Source organism: Pseudorhodoplanes sp., from assembly GCF_050250235.1.
In the GTDB taxonomy this organism is placed as follows: Bacteria; Pseudomonadota; Alphaproteobacteria; order Rhizobiales; family Xanthobacteraceae; genus Pseudorhodoplanes.
Map to the genome: position 1 here is coordinate 1 of NZ_JBFWPA010000124.1, position 18,181 is coordinate 18,181.

At 59.4% G+C, this 18,181-nt stretch carries 13 protein-coding genes and 1 pseudogene; 8 read left to right on the forward strand and 6 right to left on the reverse strand.

Going from position 1 to position 18,181, the window contains the following annotated elements; genetic code table 11:
* Nucleotides 1-113: 113 nt before the first annotated feature.
* From AB7F49_RS31375 to AB7F49_RS31400, 6 genes are all read right to left on the reverse strand, one after another.
* The gene (locus AB7F49_RS31375; RefSeq protein ID WP_428529762.1) at nucleotides 114-1,310 is read right to left on the reverse strand and encodes a hypothetical protein; all 1,197 of its coding nucleotides are present in this window, start codon (nucleotides 1,308-1,310) and stop codon (nucleotides 114-116) included.
* A 277-nt stretch (nucleotides 1,311-1,587) separates the two neighbouring features.
* Entirely contained in the window at nucleotides 1,588-1,914 is a 327-nt protein-coding gene (locus AB7F49_RS31380; RefSeq protein WP_428529763.1) for a hypothetical protein, read from the reverse strand.
* A gap of 85 nt (nucleotides 1,915-1,999) precedes the next feature.
* Nucleotides 2,000-3,580: a DNA polymerase gene (locus AB7F49_RS31385; RefSeq protein ID WP_428529764.1), complete on the reverse strand. Its 1,581-nt coding sequence runs from the start codon at nucleotides 3,578-3,580 to the stop codon at nucleotides 2,000-2,002.
* A gap of 134 nt (nucleotides 3,581-3,714) precedes the next feature.
* Complete coding sequence (locus AB7F49_RS31390) at nucleotides 3,715-4,308, reverse strand: hypothetical protein (protein WP_428529765.1); 594 nt, start codon at nucleotides 4,306-4,308, stop codon at nucleotides 3,715-3,717.
* A gap of 195 nt (nucleotides 4,309-4,503) precedes the next feature.
* Nucleotides 4,504-5,127: a hypothetical protein gene (locus AB7F49_RS31395; RefSeq protein ID WP_428529766.1), complete on the reverse strand. Its 624-nt coding sequence runs from the start codon at nucleotides 5,125-5,127 to the stop codon at nucleotides 4,504-4,506.
* Nucleotides 5,128-5,333: 206 nt separating this feature from the next.
* Nucleotides 5,334-6,527: a hypothetical protein gene (locus AB7F49_RS31400; RefSeq protein ID WP_428529767.1), complete on the reverse strand. Its 1,194-nt coding sequence runs from the start codon at nucleotides 6,525-6,527 to the stop codon at nucleotides 5,334-5,336.
* A gap of 181 nt (nucleotides 6,528-6,708) precedes the next feature.
* Between AB7F49_RS31400 and AB7F49_RS31405 the strand changes: the two genes are divergently transcribed.
* The 8 genes and pseudogenes from AB7F49_RS31405 to AB7F49_RS31440 all read left to right on the forward strand — a co-directional run.
* The gene (locus AB7F49_RS31405; protein ID WP_428529768.1) at nucleotides 6,709-7,554 is read left to right on the forward strand and encodes a hypothetical protein; all 846 of its coding nucleotides are present in this window, start codon (nucleotides 6,709-6,711) and stop codon (nucleotides 7,552-7,554) included.
* Nucleotides 7,555-7,767: 213 nt separating this feature from the next.
* The gene (locus tag AB7F49_RS31410; protein ID WP_428529769.1) at nucleotides 7,768-8,277 is read left to right on the forward strand and encodes a hypothetical protein; all 510 of its coding nucleotides are present in this window, start codon (nucleotides 7,768-7,770) and stop codon (nucleotides 8,275-8,277) included.
* 142 nt (nucleotides 8,278-8,419) lie between these two features.
* Nucleotides 8,420-9,103, forward strand: coding sequence for a hypothetical protein (locus tag AB7F49_RS31415; RefSeq protein ID WP_428529770.1), 684 nt, complete (start codon nucleotides 8,420-8,422; stop codon nucleotides 9,101-9,103).
* A 211-nt stretch (nucleotides 9,104-9,314) separates the two neighbouring features.
* A complete protein-coding gene (locus AB7F49_RS31420) occupies nucleotides 9,315-9,503 on the forward strand; it encodes a hypothetical protein (RefSeq protein WP_428529771.1) in 189 nt (62 codons plus the stop codon).
* Between the two features lie 22 nt (nucleotides 9,504-9,525).
* Nucleotides 9,526-12,696, forward strand: a complete 3,171-nt coding sequence (locus AB7F49_RS31425; protein WP_428529772.1) for a helicase-related protein — start codon at nucleotides 9,526-9,528, stop codon at nucleotides 12,694-12,696.
* Between the two features lie 17 nt (nucleotides 12,697-12,713).
* Nucleotides 12,714-16,058 carry a type ISP restriction/modification enzyme gene (locus AB7F49_RS31430; protein ID WP_428529773.1) on the forward strand — a complete coding sequence of 1,115 codons (3,345 nt, stop codon included), beginning with the start codon at nucleotides 12,714-12,716 and terminating at the stop codon, nucleotides 16,056-16,058.
* Nucleotides 16,051-16,998, forward strand: coding sequence for a hypothetical protein (locus AB7F49_RS31435; RefSeq protein WP_428529774.1), 948 nt, complete (start codon nucleotides 16,051-16,053; stop codon nucleotides 16,996-16,998). Before AB7F49_RS31430 ends, AB7F49_RS31435 begins: the two co-directional genes overlap by 8 nt.
* Before the next feature lie 271 nt (nucleotides 16,999-17,269).
* A pseudogene (locus AB7F49_RS31440) lies at nucleotides 17,270-18,181 on the forward strand (hypothetical protein); the annotation flags it as partial.

The window sequence follows — 18,181 nt, forward strand, 5'->3', positions numbered from 1 at the left end:
ATAGAGCACCAGATTCCTAATCTGGGGGTCGCAGGTTCGAATCCTGCCGGGATCGCCACAATATCCCATTACATTTCAGTTGGTTACGTGGAGGACAAACGTTCTCTCCGAACTCATTCTGACTCTCGTCTCCCGGCTCCATTCTGACTCTCGTACTGCGCGTGTTCCAATTCGGCGACCCATGCGCGCCTCTTGCGGGCCGCAGCAAGACGCTGAGCATCGGTCTTTTTGACGTAACCTCTGGCGGCATCGGGAGTGCGATGGCCCGATAGGCTCATCACGCCTTGTTCGGAGAGTTCGGCATCGCCGAGTTCGGTCATTCCACCATGACGACACGCAGTCATCGTGACATGCTCCGGTAGTCCAGCAGCGCGCCGGGCCTCGCGGACGATCCTTTTTGCGTACGAGAACGAGTACGGCCTATTCGAGCCCTTGATCCCGGGCGTCACCACAACAGGGATGGCGAGCCGTTCAAGCTGGGCGAGGCGATCTTCCAGCTCTGGATAGAAGCGGATCCCGGCTTCCTCCAAGGGGTGCCAGATCTCTACGCCGGTTTTATGGTGTACGATCCTGACATTGGCTGGCCGCTCGCGGGGGCGATAATCGGTCCACCTCAGGTAGCCGGCCAGAACGTTCTCCGGACGCTGGAGCCACTCGAAGCATACCAGCGGGACGATGGCGAGATGCGGATGGCCATAAGCCCAGATTGCATCGCTGAGGGCGAATGCCTCAGTCCTGGTCGCAGGTTTTATTGTTCCAGTAGTCTTAAACCGAGTGAGCCCCACGAAGGGGTTTGAGGCAGGAAACAACTGTGGGTGGGTCCGCTGCACAACCACCCACGCCTTCTTGGCGATGTCGATCGTATGGTTTGCACGCCGCAATTTCGTGCCTAGTTTGCCGCCTCGCAGAGCCTCGTAGAGCTTGTCTACAGCCGCTGGCGTGATTGCCTTCACCGCAAGGTGTCCGACGCGATGGCCGGTTCGGGTCGGGAGTTCAGCCAGGAGACCGAGCTGATAGCGGTAGGTGGGCTTCGTACGCTCCTTGAGCTTCTCGAACGCGGGGGACCGCAGATAGGTCTGGATCCACCAGTCAACTGTGCCGTAGTTGGCCGCCGTTTCCAGCAAGGGGCGATTGCCTCTGCCAATGCGCCAATCGTCGAGATGCAGATTCAGTTGGTCGGCCCGGTTCTTCGCGGTGGCGTAATCGGTGCCTAGCGCCTCGCGATGCAGACTGAACCCGCTTCTGATGTCAGCGTTCCTAGCATTCCAATAGTAGGCCACCTGACCCGACTTGAGGCGCTTGGCAAGCATGTACCTGGGCCAGCCTTGCGGTTTCATAAGATGTCCGCGGCGTCTCGGACTAGCGCCGGCCTCCGAGATGCGCGGTCGATCGCGGCGTCGAGATCCTCCTTCAACCATCGCTCTCCCTTTCCCGCGACAACAAGCGGTTGGGGCCAAAGTGTACCCACCGAGCGGCGAAAAGCACCAACTGAACGCTCGTCGACATAGGCGGCCGCTGTCGCCGCCCTCATGAGGCGAGGCCATGCGCCAGGATTGGTCGGAGTGGCCGCCATGAGCTGCGCCTGAATTAGACGTTGTCTCTACGAGCGGGTCGCGCAAGTTCGAGAATCGTCACGATGGGCGCCCGACCAAGATTGCGCTCGACTTTTACGAGCCCCGCCTCTTCGAGCCACGCCAGCGCTCGGTACTTGGCATTCCGGTCGAGACCGAAGGCTCCCCCGGCGATGTTGCTCAAGGGAATCGCAGAAGACCGCGCAAGGCCGGCCGCGTACCAGAGCGCGATGCCGGCATGCAGCGACTTACCCGGCAGTCGCGCAGCAGCCTCAAGCCAAGCTAAAGGAACCGGCCCCTTGAGGAAGCGCTCACCTCGTCTCGGCTTTGCTAGCCGTCGCACGGGCGCTTCTCTCGGTTGGTCTCGAAGCCTCAGACGGTCGGGATCAAAGGGAGCCATTTTACTCTACCCTTATAGATACATATTATTAGATGGGACGGGGGCTTGCGGATGCGCAGGTTGCGTCGCGCTGGTGAGCAGGTGGCTTCCCAAGGGCTGCCAAGACCGCCGACCACATCGCCTGTCCTTTTGGTTCCGACCATCTGTCAGGCCCTCGCACTGTGCGTACCGACGCCCGAAGGCTGAAGCCTCCGAGGACGACTGTGCTAGCCTCTCCCATGAGGCGCTTGGCGGTGGAAACGACTTCATCGAGATCCGCCAGCGGTGCCTCGATCACGACTGCGTCGTGATTCGGCGCGCAAACTCGGATGCCGGCCTCTGTCATCAGGCAGCATGCGAGCCGGAGCATCTCGGCTCCGTTCGCCTGCATCGGAAAGTTGCGGATCGAGCGCGGGTTCGTCGCGGCATCGATCGGCAACCGCCAACCGAAGACCGAGCGCATCTCGCGATCAGCGAGCGCTCGCATCTCGACCGCGTCCAGCCACGCCCAGAACCGGGGGAACGCCGATCGATGGCCGTCAATCATTGCGGCGGCGACACTCTCCGGTATGCCGAGCTGGCGCGCCAGCCGCGCTCGACCGATTCCATACTGCAGGCCCAGCGCGCATCGCTTGAAGCGCTCGCGCTCGTGCGAGTGGGTCGAGCCGGTGCCGCCGGCGGGAACGGCCCCTGCCGTGACTGCCAGCGCCAAATACGGATCGCCGGATCGGTAGGCCGCTTGCATCTTGCCATCGCCGGACAGGGCAGCCGCGATGCCGAACTCCTGCTGCTGCCAATCGAGCATAGCGAGCCCGGTGCCGGGTGCTGGCAGGATCAGGTGGCGCACCCAGCCTGCGCTCCCCAGCACGGACGCCTTGGCTCTCGGCTGATTGCGACCAGTTTGCGACGCAAATGGGCGCAATGGCGTCCGGTTGCGTTCGTCACGTCCTATGGCGAGCGCGCTGGGATCGAAGCCGATCATCGTGGCGCGGAGCTGCTTGATCGGACACAACACGCGGTGCAACCGAGACATTTCTCGGAATGTGGCGTCGTCGAGAGTGAGCGCGCCCGTCGCCGTGTGCGGCCAGTCGATGCCGTGACGTTCGAGCACGTGCGAGAAGGCCGTCTCGTCCAGGCGACAGCCCCGGTAGACGCCGAGGCTTTCGTCGACATTGGAGATGACGCGCTCCAGGATCTTTGACCAATCCATGCGCAATTGCTTGATCAGCTCGCCATCGACCGGTAGGCCGGCAGCCTCGATGCGAGCCACGGCGCAGAGGTAGCGACCACGCAACAGACTACGACCGAGGTCGAGGCTGTCGCGCTTGCTGGCGAAGAGACGCGCAACAGCGTCAAGCCGCCCCCTCATCTGGGCCGGCGACGTCCCCGACAGCAGACCCATCGTCGCTGGCTGTCCGGCTGCCGCGAGCGCGCCGGCAAGCCCACCGACCATCGCTCGGGCAACCGAACGATCGTTGTGGAACTCCACTTTCAGATCGATGATCCGCTCCGGCATGCGCCAGCCCAGCGCGAGATGGCAGCCGGCGAGCAGTTGAGCGTCGATCGTGACGATGAGTGTGAGCGGTCCCGTCGGGTACGGCGGCCGACGAACGCCGCGCAGTTTTGGCATCCCGAGCTGCACGACGGCCGTTGATGAAAGGTCCGTGGCTGCAATCGCTATCGGCTTCAAGCACTCACCGGGCCGCGTCTCGACCGCGACAGCAATGCACCAGACGCTGAGGAAATGACTGAGTGCGCAGGCCATCAGATTTCCCCCCGGAGCCGACGCAGCACCGGATGGTCGAGGTCCTCGATCATCTTGCCTTTGAACGCGATCTTGAGGAGGTCAGCGAAGGTGACGTCGGTCGGCCAGACCGGGTCCGGAAACGCCCCCACCGCCACGTCGATGCGATATGCACCCAATGCCATGTCCGCCGACATGCGTACCCATTTCTCCATGGCGATTTGTGCGGCTTCATGGGCCGATCGGTTCCAGTCGTCCAGACGTCCGTTCTCATCGGGCAACCGCACGGGCCAGAGCGTCAGCACGTTTCGGCGGTCGATCGTCGTGTAGAGCGTGCGAGGCTTGCACTCGTTCGGAAAGAGCGGCCAGATCGCGGGATCGACCAGGTAGATCTCGCGATCTGCTTTGATTTCGATCAGCGCGGTATCGAGGCGCCAGTTCTCGTCAGGATGGACCCGGAAGAAGTCCTGCGCGCTGGGCTTGCGAACAGGTACCGTCACTAGCGCGCGCCGCACGTCCGAGCCGTGCGAGAAGCTCTGGGACAGCCTCAACCGGCTAGGATCAAAGGGACCAGGCGCTCCCTCGGCGTCATCATTGTCGGGCTTGTCGCTCATCGTAACCTCCACGGCCAAACAGTGTTGTGGGAGGCAACGTGCGCCCAATGCAGGGGCGATCACAGGGGGCAACCTGCGCGCCGATACCCAGCGTTTTCAGAGTGTTGAACCGATGCGAGGTGCGCAAGACCGCCAAGCATGTCGAGTGTCGCAGCTCGGCAAGATATTGAATTCTCAGCATTCTTAATCAGGCGTTCAGGCGAAATTTTTCCGCCTGAGTTTCTTCGGCATTCGAGTGACCCGCGCAATCCGGCCTGCGCTCATGCCCTCGCCCTCGCCCGCCTTGACCAGCTTTTTCGCGAGCTGCTCCTTGTTGAGTTGCGGATGCTTGGTGGCCAACACATCGATGCGCCGTTGTAGTTTCCGAACGCGCAACTGTGTGGTGAGCTTCGCGACCTCGCGCACGGTGGTCGATGGTTGAATGCGCTTCTCTCCCGATAGGGTGTCGACGGAGGCATTGAAACAGGCCGCCAGTGCTGCCCGATCGATCGAAATGGTGCTATCCCACTCCAGCAGCTCGACAAGGTCAATCGATGCTGATCCTAGCTTAACCACGGCATGGCCATCGAACTCGATGCTGAAGGCACGGCTCTTGCCGTCCATCTTCAATGTGGCGAAGCTCGATCGCCGCCAGTTCGCATCATGATCGCGGACTTCGAGCTTCAATGCCCGCGCGACAAACTTCGCCACCATCTCCCGACTGCTGCTGAATCGCTGCAAGATCTCGACTGGCTCGTCGAAAGGGCCGAGATGTTCATGAAGATGGCAAGTCCAGGTGGCCCGCCGCGGGCGGCACTCATCACTGATCTCACTTGTCACTGGGCGGAGGCACCTCTCCTCACAGGCCAAGCAGGTTACGCTCTCCGCCTGAGGCAGCTCTCGGAGCAATCGAGCGCTCTTCAGGGTTTGCGCCGCACCATACGGCCACTTCGACAACTCGCTGACCAAGAAGACAGCTTCGGGCCGTCCACCGCGCTCGGAGACGCGGCCAAGTAGGGCGACCAAGACAGAATGGAGTTTGGGCGTCATGACGCCTCGTCCTCGTCACTGCACTCAATGCCGGACTGCATCAACATCGCCTCGATCTTCTCGCCGAGGTCATCCTTTTTGAGGCGCAGAACATTGGGATCGGTGATGATGCAATCCCGAATCTTCCCTCGGCGCTCGTCGGGCTGCTTCACGAACGCCACCTTGAGATGAATTTGGTCTAGGCGCAGCCGCGGGCGGACCTTCCGCAGCTCCTGTGTCAACTGGTCCACCAACGCGGTCAGAGCATTCCTAACCTTCGCGTTGTCAGCTTCAACTAGGAATCTCCGCCAAGGCTCGCCCTCCAGCACAAAGCGAGCCTTGACCACACGGACATCGGCGATGCCGAGGTCCGGTGAATACTCGAACTCGAATCCATTCTCAAGAACGTGGTCAATTCTGTAAATCGGGCTGTCGCTGGGATCGACCTCGGGTATTTCCTCGGCGAGCACGGCCCTAGCGAATAGCTGTTGCAGCACCGGAATTTTGCGGCGGTCGTCAGATACGTGGATGTCGAGCGTTCGCCTTACATCGTCATGCTTGAAGATCAATCTAATCGAGGGATTGAAAACTTGGGCTTCGAGCTGGCTACCACGCCAGAACATGTCGGAATCGGGATGATCCGCTGCATAGGCGTGAAAGATCTCTTCGCCGCCCCTACGAATTGCGTCAATCTTGCAGTAGTCCCCGCGGTATTCCGTGCGAGTGAAGAACTCGACCAAGCTTGCTTCGAGCGAGGCAACAACTGCTTCATCTACGGGCCCTGGTCGGGCTGGCAAACCGCCGCGCTTCACCCAGGCGCCGTCAGGCAGCGCATCCACCGCACTTAGTATTTTGGCGTTCTTCACAAAATTGGGGCGCTCCAGCGTAGTCCAGAACGCTTTCGCCAAGTGACTCTTCAATTGCTTGATTGTGGTAGCCGCTTCATCGTCGCCCCAGAACTTCGCCTCGTTCAAGGCGCCGTGCGTGAAGCCACGACCCGAAATGTCCCAAAGCATCCGGAAGTGGATTTTGACGCGATCGGTTACCCCCTTGCCCTCTGCCGCAAGCGCGGTGGCGATTTTCTCCGCATCGGTTTGCTTTCGTTGCTCCCATGCGAAGCCACCCAGAATGCCCTCACGCTCGCAGTAGAGCTGCAGCAGTTCGTTCGGCGCCTTGCGGAGGAACTCCATGAGATTGAAGTGCTTGCTCATGAGCAGGCTACTACAACGATTCCCGGACCCCGCAACACTTCGACGCTGTGGAAAAATGGCGCTCCGGTCAACGGGCCGGTCGCGGCCGGCTCCACGCCCTCCTGCTCACCCCCGCCCAAGTGACCGGCCAAGCCATTTCCCTTAGGTTCCTGGCATCTGATTTGGCGCTAGGATCTGGCCGATGAGCACCACCGAACAGCGCCTTGCCGCGAACCGTGCGAACGCCCAGCGCAGCGCTGGCCCGACCACGGCCGAGGGCAAAGCCATGGCGAGCCGAAACGCGACACGACACGGCCTACTCAGCGGCAGGTTACTCCTGGAAGACGAGGACCGGAGCGAGTTCGAGGAGTTGACCGACGACCTGTGCCACTCCCTCAGGCCGGTGGGCATCGCCGAGGCCGCGCTCGTCGAGCGTATCGCCACTACGATCTGGCGCCAGCGGCGCCTCGTCAGGGCCGAGACGGCGGCGATCACGCTTGCCCGAGAAGCCGTGCCAACGGCTAAGAGCGTGTCAACCGAGCTGGGGCGCGGCTACAGCTCCGAGATCAAGCTGGCCGACCTGCAGCCCTTCAGCGCTGACCGCGAGGCGTGGTGCAAGACGGCCATGGCCGAGATCGAGGCCTTGGAGGAGATCGACCTTCGGTCGCTGGAAGCATCAGCGCCCACGGTCTACGACCAGCTCCTGACGGATGCCGATGGAGACACTGCCGAGAAGTTCCTCGCGGGTCATACCGGCGGCCTCACGGGCTACATCGCCGAACTCACGATATGGTGCCGAAAGGAGCTGCGGGAGGCCGAGACGCGCCCAAAGCTGCTCGCGATTACCGAGCAGGTGCGAGCCAGGGCCAGCGTGCTCCCGGCAGGCACCCTGGAGGTCCTGTCGCGCTACCAGACCACGCTCGACAACCAGCTCTTTAAGGCCTTGAGGGCCTTGCGCGAAGCTCAGGAGTGGCGCCTCAAGACCATCGAGCCCATCCCGCCGACGCCTGCCGACGAGCAGACACTCTCCGTGGTCGAGTTAGCCTGAAATTGGGTTCGTTTCGCAAAATGACCGTCGCCAATGGCGCCGCTGGCTCTTCTGCCAGGTGTTCAGTGTCAACTTCCCAATTGATTTCGGGAAAATCCGGGAGGGAAAAAATTGGGAGGGCGTGGATCGGGCCGACCGGCGGGCCTCGGGCTCACAGCCGACCTCTGCCATAGAGCGCACTCGATCGACCTCGACTGGCTGCGCCGCAAGCACATGCTGACGCAGGGCCGGTGGTCGACGTTGACGTGGTCGGTCCGCGAGGAGAAGACTGGCTCGATCCAGCTCACGCTGGTTCAGGACGGCCTCAAGCTCAGCTACCGGGCCCGGCAACACGGCGAGGATTGGCAACAGATCGAGGAGGTCGTGCCCTTGATCAAGACGCCGACCAACTTCGGCGGATGCCGCGATTGGTTCCGCTGTCTGTCCTGCGGTCGGCGCTGTCGGATCATCTACGGCGGCATCCGGTTTCGGTGCCGAAAATGCAGCGGACTCCAGTACGAGAGCCAGTACGAGCCACCGTTCGCCCGGGCCGCCAGCCGGGCCCTCAAGATCCGGGATAAGCTCGGCGGCCGGGGTGGCATCGATGACCCATTCCCGGAGAAGCCGAAGGGCATGCGCTGGCAGACCTACCAGCGCCTTGAGGACCAAGACGAGCGGCTTCAGCGGGCCTGGGCGAGGGGCCTGTCGACACTTCTCCACCACGGAGGCTGGGATGCCGAATAACAGAGCCTACCTTTCCGACCAGAGCGGTCTCGGCCCCGAACGGTATTGTTGCTTTCACTTGGCAGGGAGTGCTGCGGCCTATGAATTAGTAGTCCCCTAACCAAGGTTACCTATGCTGGATGTGAAGACTTGGGAGGCGACGATGGCTGAACGAGATTCCGCAGCCCCCTACTACAACTTCTCACGGGCTGTAGCTCGGGTTTCTCACCTGGGGATGGAATTTAGAATCTGCCCACTTCGGCGGCCTCAAGAGTTAGACTGTCGATTTGCCGGCCTCTATGGAGCTGCCGAACTGCTGGAGTTGCCACGCAGCATCGTGAATCCAGCACAGGCTAGGTTAGCCTTCAAAGCATGGCTCGCGCGCCGGTTTCCTGAGCAATACGGTAGCAGCCGCCATCAGCTCAGAGCTTACATAGAGGACGCGAAGAAATGGTCGTTCGGGATTTATTCGGTGCCGCTCTCGCCGAAGCGGCTGAATGCTCCTGAGCACGAAAAGCCCGGTCACGCAGCAATGAACAGAACCCTCAGTGCCCCGAAGAAGCACAAAGGCAGGCCGATCGAGCATATTGTTTCAGGCGCCATTCGCGACTTCGCTAGTGCATGTGCTCTCCATGACTTCGAATCCAAAGTTCGGCCCCCTATTCCTCGCGAATTGGAGATTCATCTTTCGAGCGAAGAAAGAGGCAGTGTTATCGCGCGAATAGAAAAGCATCCCCGCTATATTAAAACAATGACAAAGTGCAGAGTGGTCCCATTCATTGCTCCCCCGCGCCGCGATTTTGTGGTCGTCAAGAAAAGGCGACACGCTATTCCTTCTCCCGTGTAACAGTCGGACCGGCAGTGACGAGCCGTTCCTGGAAAAGCTGTTTGTTCAGGTGCGAGCGATAAGGAGCTTACTTCGAGCACCGCCGCACCCTTCACTCCCGGCATCTGGCCTGCCCACAGCCACAACGCCCATCGGCCAGCCCACGCTGGCCTTCCTTGCACGACCTATGGCAATCTCCAACCTGCACTGATTTGAGCAGGGGGATTGCGGAGTGGTGGTTGATCTGAACGACGTTTCTCGGACGCTGCTCAAGGCTGCCGAGCAGCTTTGGACAAACACAGCGCTGCGGCCGGACCAGTACGCCGAACCGGTGCTGGCACTGATCGCACTCCGGCAGATGGCTGCCAAGTTCGAGGCCGTCCATGCCGAGCTGGCGCCCAAGTCCAAGGCTCTGATTTGAGCCGATTCCATCACAGGGGGCTATGTTGGAACTCAAAGACGCACAAAAGGCAGGTAGCGAACTCTTCATTGTCGATAACAGCGACGAGAATTGGAAGGTCCTACAATACCTGCATGACTGGTGCGAGATCTCAGAAGCCATCGACGTCGCGACGGCCTATTTCGAAGTCGGTGCCCTGCTGGCGCTGAAAGACAAGTGGCAGGGCGTCGATCGCATACGCATCTTGATGGGCGATGAGGTTTCCCTCAGGTCGAAGAGAGCATTCGCTCTGGGGCTGGCCAGGATCACCGAACGTCTAGAAGCGAGCTTGGAGGCGGAGAAGTCCAAGAACGACTTTCTGCAAGGCGTTCCAGCGATCGTTGCGGCTCTCCAAAGCGGCCAGATCGTCTGCAGAGTTTACCGTCGGGACAAGTTCCACGCAAAAGCCTATCTGACCCACGCGCGGACGGCAGTCGTGGGTTCGTTCGGCTTGGTAGGATCTTCCAACTTCACGTTTCCTGGAGTGTCGCAGAACGTGGAGCTGAACGTTCAGATCCGCGGCCCGGAAGTCGGCCTCCTCCAGGAATGGTACGAACGGCACTGGGACGATGCGGAAGACGTGACGGCTGACATGCTTCGGACGATCGAGCGGCACGTCGAGTTGCGAAAGCCATATGAGATTTGGACGCGCGCGCTTGATGCTCTGTTTCAAGGCGAGGCGCTCACGCCAGACGTATGGGAGTCAGATCAGTCACAAATGTTCCGCGTTCTCGATAAGTACCAGCAGGATGCCTACAAGAACTTGATTGCGATCTCATCGCAGTATGGCGGAGCTTTTCTGTGCGACGGCGTTGGTCTCGGCAAGACGTTCGTCGGATTGATGCTGATTGAACGGCTGGTCGTGCAACAAGGGAAGCGTGTCGTCTTGCTCGCGCCTAAATCCGCCCGCGAAGACGTATGGGAACGAGTTATCCCGACATTTCTTCCTGATCTCAACAGTGGGTTCGTCAATTTTGTTCTCTACAATCACACCGATCTGCAGAGGAAGGGCAAGTTTGCCAGGGACCTCGAATTGACCATCCGCGATGCGGACGTGGTGATCATCGACGAAGCTCATCACTTCAGAAATCCCGGACTCAAGGGGACAGGCGTCAAAGAGGAATCACGCTATCGCAAGCTCCAGCGACTGCTGCATGAGGCGGGCCGGTCGAAGAATGTGTTCTTGCTCACAGCGACGCCCATCAACAACTCGGTTCACGATTTCCGTCATCTGATCGAGCTGTTTACGAATGCGGACGAGCGACACTTCGCACCGCGACTCGGGATCCACAGCATCAGGCGTCACTTCATCGACGTCGAGCGGGCGATCATGGGGCGGTTGCCGCAAGCAAGTGATGGTGGACTTGGAGAAGGCTCTGAAATCTTGGAGGCGGAGGACGTCCTGCGCGATGATCTCCTGTTCAACGAGCTCGTTGTTCAGCGCAGCCGCGCGTACGTCAAAGAGAGCCAGAAGCCGCTGGGAGGCAACCAAGCGCTCTTTCCGGAGCGTAGCTCGCCAAGAGTTGCTCCGTATAACCTCAAGGTTACCTACGATAAGCTACTCGACGAGGTTGAGCGGGCCTTTGATAAGACACAGCCTCTGTTCGTCCTAGGAATTTACAACCCTTTGGCTTACTGGACAGGTGATCCAGACAGCGAAGAACTTCAACAATGGGATATCGGGCGACAAAAGCAGGTCGTCATCCTGATCCGGACGCTCTTCCTGAAACGCTTCGAGAGTTCTGCTAAAGCATTCGAAGGCTCGTGCTGGCGCCTACTCCAGAAGCTGCTCGCCTGGGTGACGGTGCATGCCGCCAGCACTCACCAGCATCACCGTCTTGAACGTTGGACGAAGAAGCACGAGGCGCTGGTCAAGTACGTCCATGAAGCCGCGCCGAAACTCGGGCTTGAACCCGATGATGACGACGAGGATGAGCCGATCCTGAACGAGGACATCCTCAACAAAGTCGAAAAGCTGGATTCACAGAACTACGACATCGAGCGCATTTTCGACGACACGCTCGACGACATGGAGCAGCTTGCGGAGTTCCTGAAGCTTGCCGGGCGCGTAAAGCCGGATCGTGACGACAAGTTGAAGGCACTGATCAAACTCTTGAAGTCGGATAAAGATCTCAAGGGCGAGAAGGTGCTGCTGTTTACGGAGTTTGCCGATACAGCCCGCTACCTCGAAGAGCAACTGAAGAACGCCGGCATCACTGGCATCCAACGGATTGACGGTGACAGCTCAGCCTCACAGCGGAGCAACGCAATCCGAAGGTTCTCCCCTTATTATAACGCGTCGACGAGCCAGAAGCTGGTCGACAAGGGCGAAGCGGAGATCCAGGTCCTCATCAGCACGGACGTGCTCGCTGAAGGTCTGAACCTTCAGGACGCAACACGGCTGATCAACTACGACCTGCACTGGAATCCGGTGCGGCTCATGCAGCGCATTGGCCGTGTTGATCGCCGTCGCAATCCTGAGATCGAGAAGAAGTTACTCGGTGACCACCCGCATCTGGCCGCCACAAGAGACACGATTGCGTTCTGGAATTTCCTTCCGCCTGACGAGTTGGACGGGCTGTTGCGCTTGTTCCAGCGCGTCAACAACAAGACGTTGGTGATCTCGCGCACGCTCGGCATCGAAGGCCGGAAGCTGCTGACACCGGATGACGAGTTCGATCCTGTGAAGGAACTCAACGAGCAGTGTGACGGCACCCTCAGTGACATGGAGCAGCTGCGTCTCGAATATCAGACACTGCTGCGAGAGAACCCTGAGCTCGCCGAACAGATGGCGCGCATGCCGACAAAGGCCTTCTCAGGCAAGGAGAGCCCTCTGCCTGAGAGCCGCGCTGTTTTCTTCTGCTGGCGCATTCCCCGCCCGGACCCGGCCCAGATCGACGATGAGAGCGGCCAGCCACGCTGGTCGACGGCGGCAGGGTTGACGGTATGGAGTTGCTACGATCTCAAAGGCAATCGCGTCATGACTGATCCGGGCTCCATCGCTAACCTGATCCGTTCCACGCCGGAGACGCCGCGGCACTGCTCGTATAAGCAGGTGGACCTCGCCGAGTTGCGCAAGAAGGTTGAGAAGGCCATCGTCCAGGACCATCTTCGACCGCTGCAGGCGCCCATCGGTGTTACACCGACGCTGGTGTGCTGGATGGAACTGAACTGACGTTGAAGGGGGCGAGAATGAGGGCGATCTCAGCCGACGAGCTGGCGCGGATTACGAACTTCTCCCGGCTGGTGGACCTTCTGCGCGACAAGCTGGATTGGCCCATTGGCGAGGACTACGGGTTCGAGGACGTTGTCTTCGAGTACGCGCCGGGCGAGCTGGGACTGAAGCCCGAAGAGATTGCCAAGATCCGCGAGATCCACCAGTTGCGCCCACTTGTCGATGGCCAGCCTTGGGGCATCTTCTTCGTCAGCTTCGAAGAGAAGACCATCTCGATCACGGTGCTGCGACGCATGTTGCGTGCCCTGGTCGTGAAGAAGCGCGCCGGCTCGGCTGCGGTCTATCGCCAGACGTGGCAACTTCACGACCTTGTCTTCGCGGCCAACTTCGGCAAGTCGGGCGAGCGCGAGTTGGCCATCGTGCACTTCTCCGACGAGAACGGCTCGGGCGACCTCCCGGTACTCAAGGTCCTGGGCTGGAACGCCAAGGACACGTTCCTGCACAATGATCACGTCGCGCGCGTGCTGAGCGAAAAGCTGCGCTGGCCGGATGAACCGGACGACAAAGATGAATGGCGGGCGTCGTGGAGTGCTGTGTTCGAGACGCGCCACAACGAGGTCATACAGACCTCTAAGGATCTGGCCATCCGGCTCGCGTCACTGGCAACCGATATCCGGGCGCGGGCGAACCAGCTGCTCAAGGCCGAGACCGACGATGGCGCCATGCGCAAGATGCTGGAGGCGTTCCGTAAGAACCTGATCCAGGATCTGGACGAGGACGGCTTTGCCGATATGTTTGCGCAGACCATCGCCTATGGTCTGCTCGCGGCCCGCATCTCGCGGCCGTCTGGTGCCCTGGTGGCGGACAACCTCACTGACATGGTGCCAAAGACCAATCCGTTCCTGCGCGAGTTGTTCGAGACGTTCCTTGCATTGGGCGGGCGCGACAAACGCAAGGAAATGGACTTCGACGAACTGGGCGTGCGCAACGTCGTCGACATGCTCGTGCGAACGAATATGGAGGCCGTGCTCCGGGACTTTGGAGACCGCAATCCGAAAGAAGATCCGGTCATCCACTTCTACGAGCTGTTCCTGAAGGAGTACGATCCGCAGAAGCGCATGCAGCGGGGCGTGTTTTATACGCCGAGGCCGGTCGTCAACTTCATTGTGCGCGGTGTCGACGAGATCCTGCGCACCGAATTCGATGTACCCCTTGGTCTGGCCGACACGATGACTTGGGCCGAGTTGGCGGCGCGCAACGACAAGATCACGATCCCGGAGCACGTTGATCCGAATGCGCCGTTCGTGCAGATCCTCGATCCGGCTACCGGCACCGGTACGTTCCTGGTCGAAGTGATCGACCTCATCCACAAGCGGATGATGGAGCACTGGAAAGCGCAGAAATGGTCGGAGGCCGAGATCCAGCGGCGCTGGAACGAGTATGTGCCACGCCACCTGCTGCCGCGGCTGTCCGGCTTCGAGCTGATGATGGCGCCCTACGCTATCGCCCATATGAAGATCGGGCTGAAGCTCGTCGAGACGGGCTACAGGTTCGGATCAGATGAGCGCGCGCACGTGTTTCTGACCAACGCCTTAGAGCCGGCGCATGATCTAACGGGAGAGTTGCAGTTCATCGCGGCCGCTCTCGCTCACGAAGCAGCTGCCGCCAACACTGCGAAAACGGGGGCCAGCTTCACTGTCGTCATTGGCAATCCGCCCTATGCTGGGTACTTAGGCGAGCGAACCAGAGGAACGACCACAAAAAGAAATCTCTGGGGAAGTCAAGCATATGATGGGGTGCGTGAGGAATATTTCCTAAGACTGCCGAAAGCAATGCAACGACCACACGTAATGAACAACCTGGCGGATGATTTCGTTGCGTTCTTTCACTTGTGTCAGCGGCTTCTGCGACCGCACGGAGCAGGTCAAATCGTCGGCTTAATAACAAATCGATCTTATTTGGCCGGAGAAAGCTTTTTGGCGATGAGGTCATCGCTGATTGATCAATTCGATCAATGTCTAATAATCGATCTTGGCGGGGACTCGCGGTCACCGTCAAAATCAGAGATAGACGAAAACGTTTTTGATATTCAAACCGGCGTAGCAATATCAATTTGGTACACTACTGCTCACCGGGAGGCGGAGAATCCGCGCCGGTACAAAGCGCTTCCTGGTGAGCGCAAGGCAAAGTACACAGCGCTGTTAGAAGCGAATAAAAGCGCGGGATCGCCATTTGATGGATGGAAGACCGGAACGCATCGACTGACGCCGATCAGTCAAAACACGTTTTGGGACTGGCCGCGCTTAAAAGATTTGTTCGGCGTTTGCTCTCCAGGCGTAAAGTCTCACCGGGACTCACTAGTAATCGGCGAAACTAAGTCTGTCCTGAAGAGGAAAATTGCTAGATTCGTCTCCTTGGCAGATCGAAATAAAATTGTTGAGACGTTTGGCAGTAGTCACCATCGGTCAGCTGATGTCGCGCACGCTGCGTCCTTCGATGAGTCAATGATTGTGCCAATCAAGTATCGGCAGTTCGACTACCGATGGATCTACTATCACCCTTCGTATGTGGAGCTACCGCGTCCTATTCTGCGAAATGCGTTTTTTGATCCAGATCATGCTCAGATTCGCAATATTGCGTTGGTGACCCTAAACAAAGGGCATGGTGAGGGGGCGGGCTGTTGTGTTGCTGAATGCTTGCCGGACATGCATCTGTTTCGAGGGTCATACGGTGGCACCGCCTTCCCTTTGTGGAGGCACGATCGAGTATTCGATCAGCATCGGCAGGTTTCGAATTTGAGTCGGAGCGTTGTGAAGGGCCTTGCTAAGCGATGGGGACATGTCGAGGATTCTGAAGTCTTTGCCTACATCGTAGCAGTGCTCGGTAGCGCAGCCTACACGAAGCAGTATTCTTCGGACCTGAAGGATGAGGAAGTACGCATCCCCTTTACGGTGTCCAGGGAACTAGCATCGTACCTAATTGATCTGGGAAATAAGATTATTGCGCTGTCAACTCAGTCAGATGGTTTGTTGGCTCAAGAGGAAGCGCAAGAAGAAGCGCTTGCGCAAGGCAGATGTGACCGCGGCGCCTCGTGGGCTGAGAACGCAGTGCACCTAGGCTCTGGGGGCGTAATTCCGGGAGTTCTGCTGGAAGTGTGGAATTACTCGTGCAGCGGTTATCCGGTCGTTCGCAACTGGATTGCTAAACGCCATGGCGTGCCCCTTACCGGCGACGAACTCGGTCGCTTGCGAATTTTGTTGAATAGTATTCTTGAATTGACCCAGATAGTTCGGGCTGTCGATGGCTGCGTTCGTGAGGTATTGGGAGGTGAAATTCTGACGGCGTCGGATCTAAATGATTGAGTTCATCAGGAGCGAGTTCGACCACGTCATCGACGCACATGGCGGTCGGAAGGGTGTTTTTGCGAAGCCGAAGGAGTGGCACGTGGCAGAGACCGGCGAGTGGTCGTCGACCATAGACGGCGACAAGCTCTATCAGCGCCGGGCGCGCGAAGCATTGCCGCTGCTTGTGAGGCAGGCCGAGGCCGCGCGCACGATCGGATACAACGAACTCGCACTCGAGCTCGGAATGCCGAATCCGCGCAATCTCAACTATGTGTTGGGAGCGATCGGCAATACGCTCGGCGAACTATCGAAATCTTGGCGTGAGGGCATTTCGCCGATCCAATGCCTGGTCATCAACAAGAATACCGGACTGCCGGGCGAGGGCGTCGGATGGTTTCTCAACATTCCGGAAGACTTCAAAGGCCTTTTACGCGCGCGGCAGCGCGAGATCATCGACGGCAAGCTGCAAGACATCTTCGGATACACCCGATGGCGCGACGTCCTGGATGCGCTCGGCCTGAGCTATCCACCGCCCAACTTCGCGGAAGCAAACCGGAAGGCGGCAGCCTTCGGTGGCGGAGACAGCGAAGACCACAAGGCGCTGAAGGCCTTCATCGCGGCAAATCCCACAGTGCTGGTTCTTCCCAGATCGACCCCGTCAGGACAGCAAGAGGATCCGCTGCCGTCTGGCGATTTCCTCGACGTGTCATTTCGGATTGGAAAAACTTGGGTTGCGGCCGAGGTGAAATCGGCACGGTCGGCGGATGCCGACATCACCCGGGGCATCTACCAATGCGTAAAGTATCTGGCCGTGATGAGGGCCGTACAGACGAGCGATGACGAGGACAGATCCGCCCGGGTCGTTTTGGTCCTGGAAGGCTCGCTGCCGGCTTGGCTGATCCCGCTCAAGAACCAGCTGGGCGTGGAAGTCGTTGAATGTGCACGGAGCCGCGCGTAGCAGTAGGTCGTTTGCATGTGCATCTGACTTTCTTGCGCCGGACGGCTTGACTTCGCACCTGTTCGCCCACATCTTCCGAATGCTTCTGGATCAGAGGCGGCTGCCGGATGGCGGTCTGAGCGCCCGGAAGGGCAAAGGTGAACCGAACCGAGTTCGGTTGTCAGTCGCCGGATGGCGTAGGTCGGAGCAGGGCTGGAAAGCTCGGGTAGTCGACACACGTATTTGCGCCTGTGCAACAGGGCCCGGTTCTCTCCAGGAAATCGAGAGAACCATGATCAAGACCAATCCCTACAAGACGATTATCCGTTTCGACCAAGCAGCCGAGCAGGCTGACGGGCCGATAAAGCGCGTCGTGGGCTTTGTCCAGGCCAAGAACCTGCTGAGCCTGTTCGATGATGCGACGCTCGACGCGAACCCGCGTTCGGCCAAGGCCAACAGCGTCGTCACCGACATCATCGAAAGCGTCCGCGAGGCGCCCGAGATTTTCCAGTTCAAGACCAAGGGCATTCTCCTTGGCACCTCGGATTACGCTGAGCTGGATCGCAAGCGGTACGAGCTTCGCTTCAACAATCCGGCCTACGAAGGTCTTCTCGACGGCGGGCACAACATGCTGGCGCTCGGTACCTTCCTGCTGAGTCACGTCATGGCCGACAAGGACATCAAGAAGCTCAAGCTCTGGGAGGACATGAAGGCCGCGTGGGAGATCAACCGCGAGGCTGTCAACGCCATCAAGGATCAGTTCGAGTTCAAGCTGCCGGTCGAGCTTCTGGTCCCGTCAGATCCCGAGAACGACGACGTGGTATCGGAGTTCCGGCTTGCTCTGATCGACGTCTGTGCGGCCCGCAACAACAACGCGCAGCTCACGTCCGAGGCCAAAGCGAACCAGCGTGGCTTCTACGAGGAAATGCGCAAGCGTCTTCCTCCGGAGATCGCTGATCGAATCGAGTGGAAAAGCAACGACTGGGACAGCGACGATAGCAAGCCGATCAAGGTGCGCGACATTGTTGCCCTCGCCTGGATTCCGCTCGCCGTACTGAACGAGCATGATCTGCTGCCGACACAGACGGAAAACGGCACGCCGTTGAATTTCTCGGTCCTGCCGCAGAACATCTATCGCAATAAGGGCGAGCTTTCGAAGCTGTTCGACAAGTTGATGGAGCATCCTGACGTGTCGAAGGCCAAG